At 73.8% G+C, this 20532-nt stretch carries 18 protein-coding genes; 10 read left to right on the top strand and 8 right to left on the bottom strand.

Annotated features, from left to right (window positions below; translation table 11 throughout):
- Positions 1-5: 5 nt before the first annotated feature.
- Together AQJ11_RS43625 and AQJ11_RS43620 are read left to right on the top strand one after the other, a co-directional pair.
- On the top strand, positions 6-2357 hold the full coding sequence (locus AQJ11_RS43625; RefSeq protein ID WP_059267197.1) for a glycosyl hydrolase family 95 catalytic domain-containing protein: 2352 nt from the start codon (positions 6-8) through the stop codon (positions 2355-2357).
- Complete coding sequence (locus AQJ11_RS43620; RefSeq protein WP_059267196.1) at positions 2354-3574, top strand: SGNH/GDSL hydrolase family protein; 1221 nt, start codon at positions 2354-2356, stop codon at positions 3572-3574. Before AQJ11_RS43625 ends, AQJ11_RS43620 begins: the two co-directional genes overlap by 4 nt.
- Before the next feature lie 63 nt (positions 3575-3637).
- Here AQJ11_RS43620 and AQJ11_RS43615 read toward each other — a convergent pair whose 3' ends face one another.
- From AQJ11_RS43615 to AQJ11_RS43605, 3 genes are read right to left on the bottom strand one after another with little or no spacing between them, the layout of a single operon-like run.
- The gene (locus tag AQJ11_RS43615) at positions 3638-3988 is read right to left on the bottom strand and encodes a UBP-type zinc finger domain-containing protein (RefSeq protein ID WP_059267195.1); all 351 of its coding nucleotides are present in this window, start codon (positions 3986-3988) and stop codon (positions 3638-3640) included.
- On the bottom strand, positions 3985-5436 hold the full coding sequence (locus AQJ11_RS43610) for an ATP-binding protein (RefSeq protein ID WP_059267194.1): 1452 nt from the start codon (positions 5434-5436) through the stop codon (positions 3985-3987). The genes AQJ11_RS43615 and AQJ11_RS43610 overlap by 4 nt, the downstream gene beginning before the upstream one ends.
- Positions 5433-7109, bottom strand: coding sequence for an NAD(P)/FAD-dependent oxidoreductase (locus tag AQJ11_RS43605; protein WP_014670744.1), 1677 nt, complete (start codon positions 7107-7109; stop codon positions 5433-5435). Before AQJ11_RS43605 ends, AQJ11_RS43610 begins: the two co-directional genes overlap by 4 nt.
- Before the next feature lie 260 nt (positions 7110-7369).
- On the opposite strand from AQJ11_RS43605, the gene AQJ11_RS43600 reads away from it, so the two are divergent.
- Entirely contained in the window at positions 7370-8236 is an 867-nt protein-coding gene (locus tag AQJ11_RS43600; protein ID WP_059267193.1) for a universal stress protein, read from the top strand.
- Between the two features lies 1 nt (position 8237).
- Here AQJ11_RS43600 and AQJ11_RS43595 read toward each other — a convergent pair whose 3' ends face one another.
- The 3 genes from AQJ11_RS43595 to AQJ11_RS43585 form a co-directional block, all read right to left on the bottom strand.
- Complete coding sequence (locus AQJ11_RS43595; RefSeq protein ID WP_059267192.1) at positions 8238-9473, bottom strand: DUF4032 domain-containing protein; 1236 nt, start codon at positions 9471-9473, stop codon at positions 8238-8240.
- 301 nt (positions 9474-9774) lie between these two features.
- Positions 9775-10521 (bottom strand): MBL fold metallo-hydrolase, encoded by a 747-nt coding sequence (locus AQJ11_RS43590; RefSeq protein ID WP_058079288.1) that lies wholly within the window; start codon positions 10519-10521, stop codon positions 9775-9777.
- Between the two features lie 81 nt (positions 10522-10602).
- A complete protein-coding gene (locus AQJ11_RS43585) occupies positions 10603-11232 on the bottom strand; it encodes an alpha-ketoglutarate-dependent dioxygenase AlkB (protein ID WP_059267191.1) in 630 nt (209 codons plus the stop codon).
- A gap of 116 nt (positions 11233-11348) precedes the next feature.
- On the opposite strand from AQJ11_RS43585, the gene AQJ11_RS43580 reads away from it, so the two are divergent.
- Entirely contained in the window at positions 11349-11969 is a 621-nt protein-coding gene (locus tag AQJ11_RS43580) for a TetR/AcrR family transcriptional regulator (RefSeq protein WP_059267190.1), read from the top strand.
- Positions 11970-12066: 97 nt separating this feature from the next.
- A complete protein-coding gene (locus AQJ11_RS43575; protein WP_059267189.1) occupies positions 12067-13740 on the top strand; it encodes an FAD-binding dehydrogenase in 1674 nt (557 codons plus the stop codon).
- Positions 13741-13742: 2 nt separating this feature from the next.
- Here AQJ11_RS43575 and AQJ11_RS43570 read toward each other — a convergent pair whose 3' ends face one another.
- Complete coding sequence (locus AQJ11_RS43570) at positions 13743-14090, bottom strand: DUF488 domain-containing protein (RefSeq protein WP_203348835.1); 348 nt, start codon at positions 14088-14090, stop codon at positions 13743-13745.
- A 175-nt stretch (positions 14091-14265) separates the two neighbouring features.
- Here AQJ11_RS43570 and AQJ11_RS43565 point away from each other — a divergent pair, with 175 nt between their 5' ends.
- The 5 genes from AQJ11_RS43565 (at position 14266) to AQJ11_RS43545 (ending at position 19594) form a co-directional block, all read left to right on the top strand.
- Complete coding sequence (locus AQJ11_RS43565) at positions 14266-15675, top strand: M1 family metallopeptidase (protein ID WP_059267188.1); 1410 nt, start codon at positions 14266-14268, stop codon at positions 15673-15675.
- A gap of 69 nt (positions 15676-15744) precedes the next feature.
- A complete protein-coding gene (locus AQJ11_RS43560; RefSeq protein WP_014670734.1) occupies positions 15745-16479 on the top strand; it encodes a L,D-transpeptidase family protein in 735 nt (244 codons plus the stop codon).
- 20 nt (positions 16480-16499) lie between these two features.
- Complete coding sequence (locus AQJ11_RS43555; protein ID WP_059267187.1) at positions 16500-17207, top strand: response regulator transcription factor; 708 nt, start codon at positions 16500-16502, stop codon at positions 17205-17207.
- Positions 17204-19054, top strand: a complete 1851-nt coding sequence (locus AQJ11_RS43550; RefSeq protein ID WP_059267186.1) for a sensor histidine kinase — start codon at positions 17204-17206, stop codon at positions 19052-19054. Before AQJ11_RS43555 ends, AQJ11_RS43550 begins: the two co-directional genes overlap by 4 nt.
- Before the next feature lie 90 nt (positions 19055-19144).
- Positions 19145-19594: a DUF6098 family protein gene (locus AQJ11_RS43545; protein WP_059267185.1), complete on the top strand. Its 450-nt coding sequence runs from the start codon at positions 19145-19147 to the stop codon at positions 19592-19594.
- A gap of 19 nt (positions 19595-19613) precedes the next feature.
- Here AQJ11_RS43545 and AQJ11_RS43540 read toward each other — a convergent pair whose 3' ends face one another.
- The gene (locus tag AQJ11_RS43540) at positions 19614-19865 is read right to left on the bottom strand and encodes a WhiB family transcriptional regulator (protein WP_014670730.1); all 252 of its coding nucleotides are present in this window, start codon (positions 19863-19865) and stop codon (positions 19614-19616) included.
- Positions 19866-20532: the final 667 nt, after the last annotated feature.

Here is a 20532-nt window from a genome sequence, read left to right as displayed (position 1 = left end):
CCGCCGTGATACCCACCCCGCCCAGCAGACGCGGCTTCCTCGCGCTCGCCGCGGCCACCGGAGCCCTCGCCTCACTGCCCGCCTTCACCGCCACCGCCGCACCGCGGCGGCCCACCGCGGTGCCCTCCGCCGACGCCCGCCACCGGCTGTGGTGGCGGGCCCCCGCCGACGAACACTCGCTCATCGAGCAGGGCCTGCCCGTCGGCAACGGCCGCCTCGGCGCCCTCGCCACCAACGACCCCGGCCGGGAGGTGCTCCTCGTCACCGACGTCACCATGTGGACCGGCGGCCTCAACGACACCCTCGACGCCGACGGCCAGTTCCCCTACGGACGCGACGACTTCGGCTCCCTCACCCTCCTCGCCCGGCTCACCGTCGACATCCCCGACCACGACCTGTCCGCCGTCACCGGCTACCGCCGCACCCTCGACCTCGCCCAGGGCGTGGTCACCACCTCCTACGTCCGCTCCGGCGTCACCTACCGGCGGCAGATGTTCGCCAGCCACCCCGACGACGTCATCGTGCTGCACTTCAGCCAGAGCGGCGGCGGCCGGTACACCGGCACGATCACGCTCGACGGCACCCACGGCGAGAACGGCACGGCGGACTCCTTCGCCGGCGCCTTCCCCGGCGGCCTGCGCTACGGCGCCGCCGTCGAGGCGCGCGGCGACGGCGGCACCGTCCGCACGACCGGCTCGCGCCTGGAGTTCACCGGCTGCCGCGAACTGACCGTCGTGCTCAGCGGCGGCACGAACTACACCCCTGACGCCGCCGCCCACTACCGCGACCCCGGCCTGGACCCCCGGGCACTGGCCCGCACCAAGGTCCGTACCGCCGCACGGCACTCCGCCGGCGCCCTGCTGCGCACACACGTCGCCGACCACCGCGCCCTGTTCGACCGGTTCGGCCTCTCCCTCGGCACCTCCTCCGCCGAACAGCGCGCCCTGGACACCTGGGAGCGGATCCAGGCCCGCGCCCGCGACGACGTGCCCGACCCCGAACTGGAGGCGGCCTACGTCCACTTCGGCCGCTACCTGATGATCGCCGGCTCCCGGGACAGCCTGCCGCTCGGCCTCCAGGGCCCCTGGCTCGACGGCAACGACCCGGACTGGATGGGCGATTACCACACCGACATCAACCTCCAGATGAACTACTGGATGGCCGACCGGGCCGGCCTGTCGTCCTGCTTCGACGCGTTCACCGACTACTGCGTCGCCCAGCTCCCCTCCTGGACCGACCTCACCCGGAGGCTCTTCAACGACCCCCGCAACCGCTACCGCAACTCCAGCGGCAGGAACGCCGGCTGGACCCTCGCCATCTCCACCAACCCCTTCGGCGGCGGAGGCTGGTGGTGGCACCCGGCCGGGAACGCCTGGCTGTGCAACTCCCTGTTCGAGCACTACGAGTACACGCGGTCCCGCGCCCACCTGGAGAAGATCTACCCGCTGCTCAAGGGCGCCTGCGAGTTCTGGGAGGCCCGGCTGCTCACCACCACGCTGCCCGACGACGGCCGCGAGGTGCTGATCGCCGACAGCGACTGGTCCCCCGAGCAGGGCCCGCTCGACGCCAAGGGCATCACCTACGCCCAGGAACTGGTGTGGGCCCTCTTCGGCAACTACCGCACCGCGGCGCGCGAGCTGGGCCGGGACGCCGGGTACGCGCGCACCGTCGGCGCCCTGCGCGACAAGCTGTACCTGCCCGTGGTGAGCCCCAAGACCGGCCGGCTTCAGGAGTGGATGTCGCCGGACGACCTCGGCGAGACCACCCACCGGCACCTCTCCCCGTTCGTCGGCCTGTTCCCCGGTGACCGCATCCGGCCCGACGGCTCCACCCCCGCTGACATCGTCACCGGCGCCACCGCCCTGCTCACCGCGCGCGGCATGAACAGCTTCGGCTGGGCCAACGCCTGGCGCGCCCTGTGCTGGGCCCGGCTGAAGAACGCCGACAAGGCCTACCAGCTCGTCGTCACCAACCTGCGCCCCTCCACCGGCGGCGGCAACGGCACCGCGCCCAACCTCTTCGACATCTACGAGGTCGAGCGGGGCCGGGGCATCTTCCAGATCGACGCCAACTTCGGCACCCCGGCCGCCGTGGCCGAGATGCTGCTCTACTCCCGCCCCGGGCACCTGGAACTGCTGCCGGCCCTCCCGGACGCCTGGGCCGCGGCCGGTTCGCTCACCGGTGCCGGGGCCCGCGGCGGCTTCCTCGTCGACCTTCAGTGGCGGGACGGGAAACCCACCGAGGTCCGGCTGCACAGCATCGGCGGCACCACGACCTCCGTGGGACACGCGGGGACCTTCCGCACGGTCCGGGTCCGGCCCGGCGAGACCGTCACGCTCCGGGACCTCGCCCGGTGAGCGCCCGCCCCGCACGCCGCCGGCGCGTCCTCGCGGCCCTGCTCACCGCCGTCGCCCTCCAGACCGCGCCGGCCGCCCGGGCCGCCACCCCGCCCGAGTCGGCCACCCGGGCCACCGGAGTCGTCACCTGGGCGGCGAGCGCCGACCGCATGGGCGAGGGCACGGCCGGCCAGGGCTACCGGCTCGTCGTCCACACCAGCGTCGGCGGCAGCGACCTCCGCGTCCGCTTCACCAACGCCTTCGGCGACCGGCCGCTGACCCTGGACGGCGTCCACGCGGGAGTGCGCGCCCAGGGCGCCGCCCTGCGGCCCGGCAGCAACCGGCCGCTCACCTTCGGCGGCGCCCGCACGGTAACCCTCCCGGCCGGGGCCGTCGCCTGGAGCGACCCGCTGCCCGGCCGGATCGCCACCGGCACCGACCTGGTCGTCAGTCTGCGCACCCCGGACGCGGCCGGCCCGGCCACCGGTCACGGGATGGCGATGCAGACGTCGTACACCGGACCGGGCGAGTACACCGCCGAGGAGAGCGGGACGCACTGGACGCGGACCACCGGGTCCTGGTGGTACCTCGACTCGGTCGCCGTACGGCCCTCCCGGGCGGCCGGCGGTGCCGTGGCCGCGCTCGGCGACTCCATCACCGACGGCTGGCAGTCCAGCACCGACCTGAACCGGCGCTGGCCCGACTACCTCGCCCGGCGCCTGAACGCGGCCGACGGACCCGTCCAGGGCGTGGCCAACGAGGGCATCTCGGGCAACAAGGTCCTCACCGACGGCGCCGGGCAGGCCGCGCCGCACCGGCTGGACCGGGACGTGCTGTCCCAGCCCGGGGTGCGCACGGTCTTCCTCTTCGAGGGCGTGAACGACATCAAGGCCCACACCGGGGTCACCGCCGACGAACTGATCGCCGGTTACCGGGAGATCGCCCGGCGGGCGCACGCGGCCGGCACGTGCGTGGTCGCCGCCACCGTCGGACCGTTCAAGGGCTGGCCGGAATGGGACCCGGCCGGCGAAGCCGTACGGCAGGAGGTGAACCGGTACCTGCGCGGCAGCGACGACTTCGACACCGTCACCGACTTCGACCGCGTGCTGCGCAGCCCGTACGACCCCGAGCGCATGCTGCCGTTCCTCGACGGCGGCGACCACCTGCACCCCAACGACAAGGGCATGCAAGCCATGGCCGACGCCGTCGACCTGGACCGCCTCGACTGCGCCCGCTGAGGGCCGCGCCCGGAACACACGGCGGCCGGGCCGGGGTCACCCCCGGCCCGGCCGTCGCGTTCCTCAGCGCAGTGTCCGCGCCCAGTCCGCGGGCACCCGGCCCGCCGGTCCCGGCACCGGCTGGTCGGCCGGATGGGAGTCCGGGGAAGCGAGCGCGGGCCCGGAGCCGTACAGCTGGTCCGTGCTGAAGTCCCAGAACCAGTCCTCGCCCGGCTCGAAGCTCTGGATGATCGGGTGTCCCGTCTCGCGGTAGTGGGCGGTGCCGTGCTTCGAGGGGGAGTCGTCGCAGCAGCCGACGTGCCCGCACTGTGCGCACCGGCGGAGGTGGAACCACCAGCCGCCCGCCTCCTCACACTCCACGCAGCCGGTGCCGCTGGGCGGGACGCTGGGGTCGATTCCCTCGATGTCGTTCATACCGGCTCCTCGTCGGGGGTCTCGGCGGTCAGGGGGAGCAGCACCTGGAAGCGGGTGTCGCCGGGGACCGACTCCACCCGCAGGGCGCCGTGGTGCTTGTTGACGACGATCCGCCAGGAGATGTCCAGGCCGAGCCCGGTGCCCTCGCCGACCGGCTTGGTGGTGAAGAACGGGTCGAAGATCCGGTCCTTGATCTCCGGCGGCACACCGGGACCGGTGTCCCGGAACTCGACCAGCAACTGCTCGTTGTGGAGCGCCGTCCGCACGGTCAGCGTGCCCTGGCCGCCCCCGCTGTTCATGGCCGAGACGGCGTTGTCCACCAGGTTGGTCCACACCTGGTTCAGCTCGGCCGGGTAGGCGGGCACCGGCGGGAGCGTGCGGTCGTACTCCTTGACGACCTCGATGCCCCGCCCGATCTTCCCGGAGAGCATCAGCAGCGTGCTGTCGAGGAGTTCGTGCACGTCCACCACCCGGTACGGCGCCCGGTCGAGCTGCGAGTACTGCTTGGCCGCGTCGACGAGGTGCGAGATGCGGGTGGTGGAGTCCTCGATCTCGTTCATCAACAGCTCGGTCTCGATGGTGTAGTTGAGCCAGCCGACCGCGTTCGGCAGGATCTCCCGGTCCACCGCCGCCGCAACCTGCTCCAGCCAGTCCACGTCGACCCCGGCCTGCACGAAGGTGGGCGCCAGCTGCCAGCCCTGCTCGACGCCGTGGTCCTCCAGCCAGTCGGTGAGCGTGTCCTCCCGGTCGCTGGCCTCCAGCGGGCTGAGCGCCGGGGCCTTCGCCACCCGCTCCGCGGTGCGCTCCTGGATCTCGACCAGGCGCGCCAGCACATCGCGGGAGAACGGGCCCTCGGCGATCAGGCCGAGCTTGCGCCGCATCTTCGCGACCCGCTCCCGCAGGGTCGAGGTGGCCCGGACCGCCGCCGCGGCGGGGTTGTTCAGCTCGTGCGTGAGCCCCGCCGACAGCGAGCCCAGCGCCAGCAGCCGCTCCCGCTGCCCGATCATCGCCTGGGTGTTCTTCGTCCCGAAGAACAGGCCCTCCAGCAGGTGCACGGCCATCGGGAACCACTCGCGCACGACGTCCGCGAAGAGCTCCGCCGGCAGCACGAAGAACCGCGTCGGCTCGGTGACCCGCATGGAGTTGTTGTAGACCTGCGGGACCCGGTCGCCGAGGTACGCCTGCATCGCGCCCGCGTACACCCCGGGCTGCGAGGTCCGGATGACCTCCACGTCGTCGCCGCCGACCCGGCGGGACAGGACGACCGCCCCCTCGATCATCACGTAGAAGCAGGCGGCCGGGTCGCCCTCGGCGTACACCGGGCCGGGCTGGTACAGCTCCACCCGCCCCTGGGCGCACAGCCGGCCCAGCTGCTCGTCGCTGAGCTTCTCGAAGAGGAACAGCGAGCCGACCTCCTGCGGGCTGCACGCCACGACCTGCCCGCTCACGACTGCTCCAGGTACCGGTGGACGAGCATCACGGCCATGGCTCCCTCTCCGACGGCGGAGGCGACACGCTTGGCGGACTCGGAGCGCGCGTCACCCGCCACGAACACCCCGGGGATGCTGGTCTCCAGGTGGTACGGCGGCCGGTCCAGCTCCCAGCCGGCCGGTGGCCGCCCGTCGGCGGTCAGGTCGGGCCCGGCCAGGATGAACCCGCGCCGGTCGCGCAGCACCGTCTCGCCCAGCCAGTCGGTCAGCGGGGCGGCGCCGATGAACACGAACATCCACTGCGCGTCGACCCGTTCCGTCTCCCCGGTCACCGTGTTCCGCAGCGTCAGCTGCTCCAGGTGCTCGGCGCCGTGCGCCTCCTCGACGACCGTGCGGCAGCGCACCGAGATGTTCGGGGCCTCGCCGATCTGCTGGATCAGATAGTGCGACATGGACGCCGACAGGTCCGGGCCGCGCACCAGCAGCGTCACCGACTTCGCGCCCCGGGACAGGTACATGGCCGCCTGGCCCGCGGAGTTGGCGCCGCCGACGATGTACACGTCCTGGCCCTGGCAGGAGGCGGCCTCGGTCAGCGCCGAGCCGTAGAACACCCCGCAGCCGGTCAGGTCGGTGCAGCCCGCCGCCTCCAGTTGGCGGTACTGCACCCCGGTCGCGAGGATCACGCTGTGCGCGGCGATCGCCGAGCCGTCCGCGAACCGTACGACGCGTGCGGCCCCGTTGACCTCCAGGGCCGTCACCTCACGGGCGGTCAGGATCTCGGCGCCGAACTTGGCGGCCTGCCGCCGTGCCCGGTCGGTGAGCTGGGCGCCGGAGACCCCGTCGGGGAAGCCGAGGTAGTTCTCGATCCGGGAGCTCTGCCCGGCCTGCCCCCCGGTCGCCGAGCGCTCCACCAGCACGGTCCGCAGGCCCTCGGAGGCCCCGTACACGGCCGCGCCGAGCCCGGCCGGACCGCCGCCGATCACGATGAGGTCGTAGAAGTCGGCCGTCGGTGTCGTCGCCAGGCCCACGTGCGCGGCCAGCTCGGGCGCCTCGGGTTCCACCAGGACCGTGCAGTCCGGGGTGATCACCAGCGGCAGCCGCTCCCCGTCCTGCCCGGCCGCCGCCAGCAGCCGCTGCCCCTCCGGCTCCTCCACCGAGTACCAGCGGTAGGGCACCTGGTTGCGGGCCAGGAACTCCCGCACGTCCGAGGAGCGCGCCGACCAGCGGTGCCCGACGACCTTGGTGCTGGGAACCGGCTTGTAGGCGCTGTTGCGCCACGCGTCCAGCAGATCGTCCACGACCGGGTAGAGCTTCTCCTCCGGCGGGTCCCAGGGCTTGAGCAGGTAGTGGTCCAGGTCGACCACGTTGATCGCGTCGATCGCCGCGTTGGTGTCCGCGTACGCGGTCAGCAGCACCCGGCGCGCACCCGGGTACACGTCGAGCGCCTGCTCCAGGAACTCGATGCCGTTCATCTGCGGCATGCGGTAGTCGGCCAGGATCACCGCGACGAGGTCGCCGCGCAGCTTCAGCTCGCGCAGCGCGTCCAGCGCGGACTCGCCGGACTCCGCGCGCACGATCCGGTACGACTCGCCGTAGCGCCGTCTGAGATCGCGGGCGACGGCACGGGAGACCCCCGGGTCGTCGTCCACGGTCAGGATGACGGTCCGCGCGGTGTCGGCGGCCTGTGCCATACGTCTCCCACCCGAGTGTCGGATCCCCCCGGCCGGTGTCGTACGGACACCGCACCGGTTCCAGGCCATCGTAGGGTCGGTCCGCCCGGACGCGCTTGTCCGACGGAGACCGGTCCTTGCCTGACAGTGACCATTCAGCGCGCCCGCCGCCCGGGGGGACCGGTGCGGCGGTTCCTGGAAGAGATCATCATGACCGTGCGCACCGGCGCCCGGCAACGGGCACCCGGAAACCGAGGACACGACGACGAGGAGGCCCACGGATGACACGCCCGATCACGGCAGGGGTGGACGGTACGGCGGAGAGCCTGGCCGCGCTGGACTGGGCGGCCCGGGAGGCCGTCCGCCGCGGGCTGCCGCTGCGGGTGGTCCACGCCTGGCGGTACGCCGAGGCGCTCGCCGCCGCCGACCGGGACACCCAGCGCGGGTGGGTGTCGGAGGGTGCGGCGGAGGCTGTGCGCACCGTCTCCGAGCGGCACCCCGAGCTGACGGTGACCACCGACGTGGTGGAGGGCGCGGCGGCGCACGCGCTGGCCGGCGCGGCGGCCGAGGCCGAGATGCTGGTGCTCGGCTCGCGCGGCCACGGACCCGTCGTCGGGTTCCTGCTGGGCTCGGTCGGCCAGCAGGTGATCGCGGAGGCGACCCGGCCCGTGGTCCTGGTGCGCGCCGAGGACCAGCCCGCGGCGGAGGCGGCCGGCCGGGACGTGGTGGTCGGCCAGCACGGCGCCCCCGAGGACAGCGCGGCGGCGCTGCGGTTCGCGTTCGAGACGGCGGCGGCCCGTGGCGCCGCCGTCCGGGCCGTCCGGGCCTGGACCCTGCCGCCGGTCTTCGCCTACAGCCCCGGTTCGCTCAAGCTGCTGGACGACGCGGGCGGTCTCGAACCGTACGAGAAGCAGGCGCTGGCCGACGCCCTGCGGCCGTGGCGGGAGCGGTTCCCCGAGGTGCCCGTGGCCGAGCACGTCGAGATGGGCAGCGCCGGCCAGGTGCTGCTGTCGATGACCGGCCGGGCCCAGCTGATGGTCGTCGGACGCCGGGCGCGCCGTACGGCCGTCGGCGCCCGGATCGGTTCGGTCGCGCACGGGGTGCTGCACCACGCCGACTGCCCGGTGGCCGTGGTCCCGCACGAGTGACCTACTCCGGGTCGGCCGTCTCCAGGCCGGCCCGGGCCTTGGGCAGGACGTTCTCGATGTAGTCCTTGACGGCGGTGTCGATGCCTATGTCGTGCTGCGCGCGCTCGGACAGGTACCAGCGGTGTTCGAGGAGCTCGTGGTAGATCTCGGCCGGGTCCATGGAGCCGCGCAGCTCCGGCGGCACCGCCCGCACGGTCGGCCGGAACACGTCCCGCACCCAGCGGTGGGCGAGCACCTCCGGGCGGGCGGCGAGGGGATCGCCGGGCGCGTAGTCGTCCTGGGTGGCCATCCAGCTCTCCAGGTCGTTCAGCAGCCGCCGGGCCTGGTTCTCCTCGGCGTCCAGGCCGGTCAGCCGGAGCAGCTGCCGCTGGTGGTGCCCGGCGTCGACGACCTTGGGCACGAAGGTGACGGTGTCGCCGTTGGAGGAGTGCTCGATCTGCATCTCGGCGACGTCGAAACCGAGGTCGTTCAGGCGGCGGATCCGGCGCTCGATGTAGTGGTACTTGCCCGCCGGGTACACCGAGGTGCGGGTCAGCTCCTGCCACAGGCCGTGGTAGCGGGTGCAGATCTCGTGGCCGAACTCGACCGGGTCGACGGACGGGTGCAGCGCGCCGGACGCCTCCAGGTCCAGCAGTTCCCCGCTGATGTTCACGCGGGCCAGGTCCAGGTCGTAGTCGCGTTGTCCGGGGCTGAGCCGGGGGTGCAGGTCGCCGGTCTCGGCGTCGACCAGATAGGCCGCGTAGGCGCCCGCGTCCCGCCGGAACAGGGTGTTGGACAGCGAGCAGTCGCCCCACGCGAACCCCGCCAGGTGGAGGCGGACCAGCAGCACGGCGAGGGCGTCCATGAGCCGGTGCATGGTCGCCGGGCGCATGGTCGTCTCGAACATCGACCGGTACGGCATCGAGCCGCGCAGGTGCCGGGTGACGAGCACCGGCTCCAGCGGGGCGCCGGAGGGGTCGGTGCGGCCGGTGACCACGGCGAGCGGATCGACGGCGGGGATGCCGAGCCGGTCCAGGTCGCGCAGGAGCTCGTACTCGCGCAGCGCGGGCCGTTCGGCCAGTTCCTTGACGGCGATCACCTCGTCGCCGGCGTGGGCGTAGCGCACCACGTGCCGGGAGATGCCGCGGGGGAGCGGTACGAGGTACTCCTCGGGCCACTCCTCCAGCGGGGTGTCCCAGGGGAGCGCGAGCAGGAGCGCGGGGTGCTCCGGGTTCGTGGCGCTGATCTGCAAGGCCATGGCACGAACCCTAAGGCCCCACGCTCCAGTTCGAGGAGACCGGTCCCCTGCGGGAGGCTGGGCGCGCTAGCGGGACCGGTCCGTGCGGGGGCCAGGCGCGCTCCGGGCGGACCTGTGGCCAGGTGTTCCGGCGCCTACGGGAGGCTGGCCGCGCTGCGGGCGGGTCCGGTCCCCCCGCGCGGTCCGGGCCTTCCGGGAGGCCAGGCGTGCTGCGGGCGGACCCGTGCTCCGGGCGGTCCGGGTCCTCCAGGGGGCTCGGCGCGGTCCGGGCGGACCGGTTCCTCCGGGTGGGCTCGTTCGTCTAGGACGCTCGTTCCCTGGCCTGTTCGGCCGCGGCGCGTACCGAACCGTGGTGGAGCGGTCCGTGGCCGGGCAGCAGGGTGTCGCCGTCGAGTGCGCCGACCACGTCCAGGGAGGCCAGTGTCCGCGCGCGGTCGTGGTGGAAGAAGTCGGGCAGGAGCTGCGGGCCCTTGAGCCGGGAGGTGGCGTGCCCGCTGACCAGGGCGTCCCCGGAGATCACGATGCCGGCGTCGGGCAGGTGGTAGACGCAGTGGCCGTCCGTGTGGCCGGGGGTGTGCACCGGGACCGGCCGCCCCGGCAGGTCGAGCGCCCCCTCGGTGGGGAACGGCTCGGGGGACGTGACGGGGTGCTGTTCCGTGCCGCCCACGCGGATCACGTGCACCGCCCAGGGCAGCACGCCGGGCCGCCAGGCGTTGCGCACCACGTCGGCGATGGTCGCCTGCTGGAGGAAGTCGCGCCGGGCGTGCGGGACCTCGGCCGGGTGGAGGTAGACCGGGGTGCCGTGGGCGGCGCGCAGGTACTCGGCGGAGCCCAGGTGGTCGTTGTGCGCGTGGGTGATGAGGACGGCGGCGACCGCGTCCGGTGAACTCCCCACCTCGGCGAGGGACTCCAGCAGCCCGGGCCGGTCCCCGGGATATCCGGTGTCCACCAGCGTGACGGCGTCGCCGTCCTTGAGGATCACCCAGTTGGTGTTGTGGCCGTGCACCAGGTAGGTGCCGTCGGCGACTTGTCTTACTTCTGCCCGCATGATCTCTCCGAGCCCTCAGCGGCGGATCGTCGGGGACAGCCAACCAGACGGGAGATCGTCGCGCGCGAGCGGGCCCCGTCCTCAGTGCACGCCGTGCGGGCGGAACTGGATGCTGATGCGCGGTCCCGTGGCCCGGCTGGTCTTGGGGACGCAGTGCTCCCAGGTGCGCTGGCAGGAGCCGCCCATCACGATGAGGTCGCCGTGGCCGAGCGGGCGCCGGACCGCCGTACCGCCCCCGCCGGCCGGCCGCAGCAGCAGGTCGCGGGGCTCGCCGACGGAGAGGATCGCGACCATCGTGTCCTCCCGGGAGCCCCGGCCGATCCGGTCGCCGTGCCAGGCGACGCTGTCCCGGCCGTCGCGGTAGTAGCACAGCCCGGCGGTGGTGAACGGCTCGCCCAGTTCGCCGGCGTAGTGCCGGGACAGGGCGGTGCGGGCCTCGTCGAGGACCGGGTGGGGCAGCGGGTCCTCGGCCCGGTAGAAGGCGAGCAGGCGCGGCACGGCCACCACTTTGTCGTACATCTTGCGCTGCTCGGCCCGCCAGGGGACCTCGGCCGCCAGGTGTTCGAACAGGTCGTCGGCGCCGCTCAGCCAGCCCGGCAGGACATCGATCCAGGCGCCCGAGCCCAGCTCGGTCCGGCGCAGCCCGTCGAGCGGGCCGAGTCTCAGCTCGTCGGTCTGGTCGAACAGGGAGCCCTGGAGGTGCGTGGACATGGGTCCAGCGTACTCCTTAATCGAAAATCCGTTCCATTTGATCAGGGGGGCGCCCAGAGGGTTTCGATACATCGGTGTATCCGATACATTCGCGCATCCAACTGAGGGAGGCAGCCATGGAGACGGCCGGACGCGTCACCCGGCGCCGGGTCCGCACCCGCGCCCGGCTGCTCGACGCCGCGTTCGCGGTGTTCGCGGCGAAGGGCTACGGGCGCGTCTCCATCGAGGAGGTCTGCGAGGCGGCCGGGTTCAGCCGGGGCGCCTTCTACTCGAACTTCGCCACCCTGGACGAGCTGTTCTTCGCCCTCTACCAGGAGCGCGCCGACCTCATCGCCGCCCAGGTGGCCGACGCGCTCGCCCAGGACGGGCCCGACCTCGACGTGCCCGCCTCCGTGGACCGGGTCACCGAGGTGCTGCTGCTCGACGTCGACTGGCTGCTGGTGAAGACCGACTTCCTCGTGCACGCCGCCCGGAACCCGGCCGTCGCCCAGGCCCTCCTCGACCACCGCGCGCGGCTCCGGCGGGCCATCGCCGACCGGCTCTCCCGGGCCCGGGGCCACACCGCGCTGCCCGCCGTGCTCGGCGACGCCGACGGGGCCGCGCACGCCGTGGTCGCCGCCTACGACGGGGTCACCACCCAGCTGCTGCTGGACCGGGACGTCGAGGCCGCCCGGGCCTGGCTGGGGGAGCTGCTCACCGCGCTGCTCACGGACGGCAGCCGCACCCCCGCCGCATGAGCACAGCCGGAACGGCACCGTCGTACGAGCGCACGCGCACCGGCACGGGCCGGCACCGAACACCGTACCGAGCACCGTCAGGAAGGACACAGTCGTCATGGACGCGGACGTCATCGTCGTCGGAGCGGGTCTCGCCGGCCTGGTCGCGGCACACGAACTCACCAGCCGGGGCCGCCGGGTGGCCCTGATCGACCAGGAGAACGCCGCCAACCTCGGCGGCCAGGCGTTCTGGTCCTTCGGCGGCCTCTTCCTGGTGGACTCGCCCGAGCAGCGCCGCCTCGGCATCAAGGACTCCTCGGCCCTCGCCTGGAGCGACTGGCAGGGCAGCGCGCGGTTCGACCGGCTCGCCGACGAGGACTCCTGGGCGGTGCGCTGGGCCCGCGCCTACGTCGAGTTCGCGGCCGGCGAGAAGCGGTCCTGGCTCCGGGGACACGGCATCGAGCTGCTGCCCACGGTCGGCTGGGCCGAGCGCGGCGACCTGCGGGCGGACGGGCACGGCAACTCCGTGCCCCGCTTCCACATCGCCTGGGGCACCGGCACCGGGGTGGTCGAGCCCTTCGTGCGCTCCGCCCGGCAGGCCGCCAGGGACGGACTGCTGACCTTCCACCACCGCCACCGGGTGGACGAACTGGTCGTCGAGGGGGGCACGGCACGCGGTGTGCGCGGCACCGTCCTCGCCCCCGACGACTCCCCGCGCGGCGTCGCCTCCAACCGCGACCGCGCGGGCGACTTCGAACTCACCGCCCAGGCCGTGGTCGTCACCACCGGCGGCATCGGCGCCGACCACGACATCGTCCGCCGCTACTGGCCCGAGCGGCTCGGCACGCCCCCCGCCGAGATGGTCACCGGCGTCCCCGCCTACGTCGACGGCCGCATGCTCGACATCAGCGCCGAGGCCGGCGTGCGCCTGGTGAACCGCGACCGCATGTGGCACTACACCGAGGGCCTGCACAACTGGGACCCGATATGGCCCGGCCACGGCATCCGCATCCTGCCCGGCCCGTCGTCCCTGTGGCTCGACGCCCTCGGCCGCCGGCTGCCCGACCCCTGCCTGCCCGGCTACGACACCCTCAGCACGCTCAGGTACCTGCGCACCACCGAGGACATCGCCGGGTACGACCACTCCTGGTTCATCCTCACCCGGAAGATCATCGAGAAGGAGTTCGCGCTCTCCGGCTCCGAGCAGAACCCCGACATCACCGCCAAGGACCGCAAGGCCGTGCTGCGCGACCGGCTGCTCGGCAAGGGCGCCCCCGCACCGGTGCGGGCCTTCCTCGACCACGGCGCCGACTTCGTCACGGCCGGGAACCTGGAGCAGCTCGTCGAGAAGATGAACGGCCTGACCGGCGAGCCGCTGCTGGACGCGGCCGTGGTGCGCCGCCAGATCGAGGCCCGCGACCTCCAGATCGCCCACCCCTACAGCAAGGACGCCCAGGTCCAGGGCATCCGCAACGCCCGCCGCTACATCGGCGACCGGCTCGGTCGCGTCGCCGCCCCGCACCGCCTCCTCGACCCGGCCGCCGGCCCCCTCATCGCGGTCCGGATGCACGTGCTGACCCGCAAGACCCTCGGCGGCATCCAGACCGACCTGGACTCCCGGGCGCTCGGCACCGACGGCACGCCGATCGAGGGGCTGTACGCGGCCGGCGAGGTCGCCGGCTTCGGCGGCGGCGGTGTCCACGGCTACAACGCCCTGGAGGGCACCTTCCTCGGCGGCTGCCTCTTCTCGGGCCGCGCGGCGGGCCGGCACGCGGCCCGGCACACCGGCTGACCTCAGCCCTCCACCAGCTCCGCGAGGACGTGCGCGTGGCTCTCCTCGGTCTTCCTGGACGCCGTCAGGAGGGTCACCGTGCCCGTGCGGGCCGACTCCCTGAGGCGGTCCAGCAGTTCGGCGGCCCGAGGAGCCTCCAGCTCCTGCTCGTAACGGCTCCTGAACTCCTCGTAGGAGCCCCCGCCGTGGTACCACGTGCGCAGCTCGCTCGACGGGGTCAGTTCCTTCGGCCACTCGTCCACGTGCGCCGCGTCCTTGGCGAGACCGCGCGGCCACAGCCGGTCGACCAGGACGCGCAGGCCGTCGTCGGGCTCGGGCGGTTCGTAGATCCGGCGCACACGCACGCTCACGGTCGGGCCCCTCTCGGGTCGTGGACGGTCGGGCGAGCCTACTGCGCCGGCCCGCGCCCACCCGGCGGCGACGCGGCACGCGCGGCACGACTTGACCTGAACAAGGGGGAAACCCGACCGGCACGGCGCCTACTCTGACGGCCAGTCGATCATCGGCCACTCCCGAGGAGCACATGTGACGCCGTCCCGCAGACAGCCCGCCCGCCGCCGTACCGCCGTCCTCGCCACCGTCCCCGTCGCCGTGGCCGCCCTCCTCGGCGCCGCCGGACCCACGGCCCCGGGCAGCACCGGAGCCCCCGGCGCGGGCGACCCGTACTTCCCGCTCAGCGGCAACGGCGGCTACGACGTCCGCCACTACGACCTGACACTGCGTTACGACACCTCGGCCCGCCGCCTGGACGCCACCGCGGTGCTCACCGCCCGCGCCACCCAGCGGCTCACCCGCTTCGACCTCGACCTCACCGGCCTGAAGGTCACCGCCGTCACCGTCGACCGCACGCAGGCGGACTTCCGGCGCGACGGCCAGGAACTCGTCGTCACCCCGCGCCACGCCCTGCGCGCCGGGCAGGAGTTCCGTGTCACGGTCGCCTACCACGGCACCCCCGGGCCGGTCACCGACCCCGACGGCTCGGCGGACGGCTGGATCCCGACCGACGACGGCGCGTTCGTCGCCGGCGAGCCGCAGGGCGCGATGACGTGGTTCCCGGCCAACGCCCACCCCAGGGACAAGGCGTCGTACGACTTCACCATCACCGTGCCCGAGGGGCGCACCGCCGTCGCCAACGGCGTCCTGCTCGGACAGCGCACCGCCGGCGGGAAGACGACCTTCCGCTGGCGCGAGACCCAGCCCATGGCCGCCTACCTGGCGACCGCCACCATAGGGAAGTTCCAGGTCGAGCGGTACACCACCCGCGACGGCACACAGGTGTACAACGCCGTGGACGCCCGCGAGGCCCGCGCCGCGGCGCCCGTGCTGAAGAAGCTGCCCTCCGTGCTGGAGTGGGAGAGCAAGCTGTTCGGGCCGTACCCGTTCCGGGCCGCCGGAGCCATCGTCGACCACGCCCCGGACGTCGGCTACGCCCTGGAGACCCAGACCCGGCCGGTCTACGACTCCGCACCCGACCTCGACACCCTCGTCCACGAGAGCGCCCACCAGTGGTTCGGCGACTCCGTCACCCTCACCGCCTGGAAGGACATCTGGCTCAACGAGGGCTTCGCCACCTACGCCGAGTGGCTCTACGCCGAGCAGCACGACGGCCGGAGCGCCCAGCAGGCCTTCGACTCCCTCTACGCCCGCCCCGCGAGCGACGAGCTGTGGGCCTACCCGCCCGGCGACCCGGGCAGCGGCGGGAACATCTTCGGCACCCCCGTCTACGCCCGCGGCGCCATGGCCCTGCACGAACTGCGCCGGGCCGTCGGCGACCGGGACTTCTTCCGGATCCTGCGCGCCTGGGCGACCGGGCACCGCGGCGGACACGGGACCACGGCACAGTTCGTCCGGCTCGCCGAGGCGACGTCGGGCAAGCGGCTGGACGGGCTGTTCCACACCTGGCTGTACACGTCGGGCAAGCCGAACCGCCCCTGAGATCCGGCCAGTTCCACCCGCGTGTCCGACACTGACCGGTTCCAAACAACTGCCGGTCAAGATCGACTCATGATCCGACGCAGAACCGCCGTCGCTCTCCTCGCCTCCCCGCTGCTGCTCACCGGCTGCGGCGGCGGAGCCGAGGCGACCGAAGGCCGGACCCCGGCCCGCCGTCCGGCACCGGCACCCACCCCCGCCACCCCCACCCCGTCGGCCCCGCGCGGCATACCCGGCCTCGGGCCCGAGCGGACCGCCGCGATACCCGCGCGCTGCACCCAGGCCGTCGTCGTCACCGGGCGCGGCGAGAACTCCCCGCTCTGCACCGTCGTCCTGCACCAGCGCACCCCCGCCGGCTGGCAGGCCGGACCCGCCTGGCCCGCCCACAACGCGCTGCACGGCTGGAGCGCCCACCACATGCTCGGCGACCTCCGCTCCCCGCTCGGCGTCTACACCCTCTCCGACGCCGGCGGGCTGCTCCCGGACCCCGGCGGCAAGCTCCCGTACCACCACTCCAGCGGCTTCCACTCGCCCGGCACCGGCTTCAAGGGCGAGCCGCTGGAGGGCTCCTTCGACTACGTCATCGCCATCGACTACAACCGCGAGCCCGGCACCTCACCGCTGGACTGGACCCGGCCCCTCGGTCCGGAACGCGGCGGCGGAGTGTGGCTGCACGTCGACCACGGCGGCCCCACCCACGGCTGCGTCAGCGTCGCCAAGGCGCACATGAAGGACCTCCTGCGCACCCTCGACCCCGACCGGCACCCGGTCGTCGTCATGGGGCACGCCGACTGGCTCGCCCACTGAGCCGCTTAGGATCCGCATTCGTGTGCGCACATGTGCTGGTCGCCGAGGACGACGAGAAACAGGCCGAACTGCTCCGCCGCTCCCTGCTGGCCGAGGGCCACACCGCCACGGTCGTGCACGACGGCGCGGCGGCGCTCGACGCCGCCCGCCGGCTGCGGCCCGACCTCGTCGTCCTGGACCTGATGCTGCCGGTCCTCGACGGCTTCGGCGTGTGCCGGGCGCTGCGCGCCGACCCGGAGCGGCCGGACGTACCGGTCGTCATGCTCACCGCCCGCTCCGCCGAGGACGACGTCCTGCTCGGCCTCGACACCGGCGCCGACGACTACCTGACCAAGCCGTACAGCCCGCGTGAGCTGATGGCCCGTATCCGTACGGTCCTCAGGCGCAGCGGGCGGGGCGTCGGCGCCCGGGACGAGGACCCAGTCGTCCGGGCCGCCGGGATCAGCGTCGACCCGGTACGGCACGAGGTGCGCTGCGACGGCGCGCCGGTGGAGTGCACACCGGCCGAGTTCCAGATCCTGCTGGCCATGGCGGGCGAGCCGGAGCGGGTGTTCACCCGGCGGCAACTGCTGCACTGCACCCGGGGCTTCGACCGGGCCTCCACCGAGCGGGCCGTCGACGTGCACATCATGAACCTGCGCCGCAAGATCGAGGCCGACCCGCGGCGGCCGGTGCGGCTGCTGACCGTGTTCGGCGTCGGCTACAAGCTGAGCGGCACCCGGCGGTGAGGCGCCGTATCCCGCCGCGCAAACGGCTGGTCGTCCGGCTGCTGTTCGTCTCCGCGCTGATCGCCGTCTGCTCCGTGGCGGCCACCGCCTGGCTCGCCGTGACCACCACCACCAGCGCCCTGAAGGAGGAGCAGGGGCAGGACCTCGCCGCCGACAACCGCATCCTCGCCCAGCTCAGCGGCTACGCCGCCACCCACTCCGACTGGGCGGGGGTCCGGCCCGCCCTGCGGGAGCTGGCCGCCCGCACCGGACGCCGGATCGCCCTCACCACCGCCGACCGCACCCCGGTCGCCGACTCCGCGCCCCGCGGCACCCCGCTGCCGCCCCGGGCCGCCGCCACCGTCGACCCGCTGCGCACCGACACCTACACCGAGACCGGCGCCCAGCTCAGCGGCGTCGACCCGCGCGTGGTGGGCCCCTACCGGCTGCCGGCCGCGGAACGCGTCAAACTGGACTCGCTGGCCGAGCGACGCGAACACTGCTACGAACGCCACGGCCTCCAGGCCACCGTCGAACGGACCGAGAGCGGACGGCCGGTGGTCACCGTCGCGGACGGCGCCGATCCCTTCGCCTACGGCGCCGACGTGTGCGAGGACGGCCGGCTCAACACCCCCACCGCGACCGAGCGGAAGGCCCTGGACGCCCTGTCCGACCTGGCCCGGCCCTGCCTGCGCAAGAACGGGCTGAACCTCGACGGAGGGCTGTTCTTCACCTTCGACCCGCGCGGCAAGGACTCCTTCGGGGGCGGATTCCTGGTCGCCAAGTTGCCCAAGCTCGGCACCGGCGACGCCACGCGGACCGCCCAGCGCTGTGTCCAGACCGCCCGCCGCACCCAGCTCCAGCCCTATGTCGCCCCGGTGGCCGAGCTGTTCCTCGGCATCGGCGACCAGAACCCGGCCCGTTTCGACATGTCACCGGCCAACAAGGCCAAGGTGGTCGGCGCGGCCGGTCTGGTCCTCGCCGTCACCGTCGCCGTGACCGCCGTCGTCGCCGTCCGGCTGGTACGGCCGCTGCGCGCGCTCACGCTCGCCGCGCAGCAGCCGCCCGAGCTGCACGTGCGCGTGCCGGTGACCACCCGGGACGAGACCGGCATCCTCGCCGAGGCCTTCAACGACCTGACCGAGCGCCGCGCCCGCCTGGAGGCACAGCGCAAGGCCATGGTCAGCGACATCGCGCACGAGCTGCGCAGCCCGCTCACCAACATCCGGGGCTGGCTGGAGGTCGTCCGGGACGGCGTCGTCGAGCCCGACCCGGCACTGCTGGACTCGCTGCACGAGGAGGCGCTCGTCCTCCAGCGGATCATCGACGACCTCCAGGACCTCGCCGCGGCCGACGCCGGCACCCTGCGCCTGCACCGGGAGCCGCTGCGGGCGGGCGACCTGCTCGACCAGGTCGCCGCCGCCCACCGCGTCGCCGCCGACGCCGCCGGGGTCGCCCTGCGCACCGAGGCCGGCGCCACCGAGGCCGACGCCACCGCCTGGCTGGAGGCCGACCCGGTGCGGATGCGGCAGGTCCTCGGGAACCTGGTCTCCAACGCGCTGCGGCACACCCCCGCCGGCGGCACCGTCACGCTCGCCGCCCGCCGGGAGGGCGACGAGGCCGTGTTCACCGTCGCCGACACCGGCTCGGGCATTGCACCCGAGGACCTGCCGCACGTCTTCGAGCGGTTCTGGCGCGCGGAGAAGTCCCGCAGCCGCCGCACCGGGGGCAGCGGGCTCGGCCTGCCGATCGTCCGCCACCTGGTGGCCGCCCACGGCGGCACGGCCGACGTCGCGAGCGAGCCGGGGGTGGGAACGGTGTTCACGCTGCGGCTCCCGGCCGCGCCACCGCCCGGTGACGAGCCCTGAGAGCGGAGCAACGGAATCCGATTTCCGGCGCGCGCCGGGGGTACTCCGGTCGCGCAAGCGCAGCACAGCGAGGCAGAGGGAGGTCATGCCATGAGCGGACCGGACGACCTGCCGGTCATGTCCACGCTGGCCGAAGTGGCCCGCCTGGTGGAACGGCACCAGGGTCTGTACGTGCGCTGGTCCAAGGGACCGGGCACCGACCTCGACAGCGTCTCCAGCATCGACGAACTGACCGGCGTCCCCATGCCGGGGCTGTCCGCCAACCCGCTCGACGTGGAGAACTGGTGGGAGGACCGGTCGGTGGAGCTGTGGGTGGCACGCCGCCTCTACGACTACGCGCACCTGCCGCACGACAAGGGCCCCGGCGTGCGCCCCTGGGTCCTGCGCGGCCGGGAGACGGGTCGGGGCCCCGACAACGAGCCGCTCGTGGCCGACGTAGATCCGCTGTGCTGGATCGCCGACGAGGTGATCGACGCGGCCCGGGACGAGGTGGCCCGGCAGGAGCGGGAGTGGGGGACCCTGCGCCGCGGTGGCCGCTGAGCCCCCCGCCGGCCCCCGGTCAGCCGGAGCGCTGCCGCGAGCGGGCGCGGCGCCGCAGAGCCCGGCGTTCCAGCTCGGTCGTACCGCCCCAGACCCCGATGCTCTGGCCCGTGTCCAGCGCCCAGTCCAGGCACTGCTCCCGGACCGGGCAGCGCCCGCACACCGCCTTGGCCTGCTGGGCCTGCACCTGCGCCGGTCCGGTGGTGCCGATCGGGAAGAACAGATCCGGGTCCTCGTGTCGGCACGCGGCATGTTCGCGCCAGTTGTCCATCGGAAATCTCCTGGTTCGGTCGAAGTCGTCCGTGCCCTGTCGCGTGCGTCGCCGGTGGGTCGTGGAGGCGTTCCGCACGCGTTCTCCGGTCTCGGGTGACCGGTCGGGAGGGCATGAAACGGCACAAGAGGCGGAGATCGGGTGAGGAGCGCGCGGCGGTCACCCCGGGCGGCGCCGGTCCGACGGGTCCGCACGCGGTCAACAGGCCGGGCAGCGCGGCCCGGAGAACACCGGGCCACCCGACCGCGCACCCCCGACCAGGAGTTGAACCGGCCCACTGCCTCGGCCCGACACCAAGGGGCCCGCTGCTGCGCCGGGGACCGTGCCCAGCCGACGAGGTGACGGGCCGTCGGTCGAGGGGCCCGCGAGGGCCCGGAGCTCGGCTTCGAACCCGCCGGACTTCCTCGCGGAAGCGGTCGGCGACACGGCGCCCGGCCCCGCCGGCCGTGAGCGCCGACGCGTCACGACGGCACGGCATTGCGCCTCGCGGGGGGTTCGCCGGGGGAGCCTTGGGCCGTCTCCGCCTCGCGGGGGTTCGCCGGGGGAGCGGTACGGCGTCTCGGCCTGGCCGGGCCGGGGCCCCGGACCGGGACAGTGCCACCAGTGCCCCGGCCTTGTCGGCCTTCAGCGCCGATGAGTGGCCCGCCGGCCCTCGTGGCGCGGCGGG

Source organism: Streptomyces corchorusii, from assembly GCF_001514055.1.
Taxonomy (GTDB): Bacteria; Actinomycetota; Actinomycetes; order Streptomycetales; family Streptomycetaceae; genus Streptomyces; species Streptomyces olivaceoviridis.
Note: the sequence above shows the minus strand (reverse complement) of the source record. Positions and strands in the feature narration are given on the sequence as shown.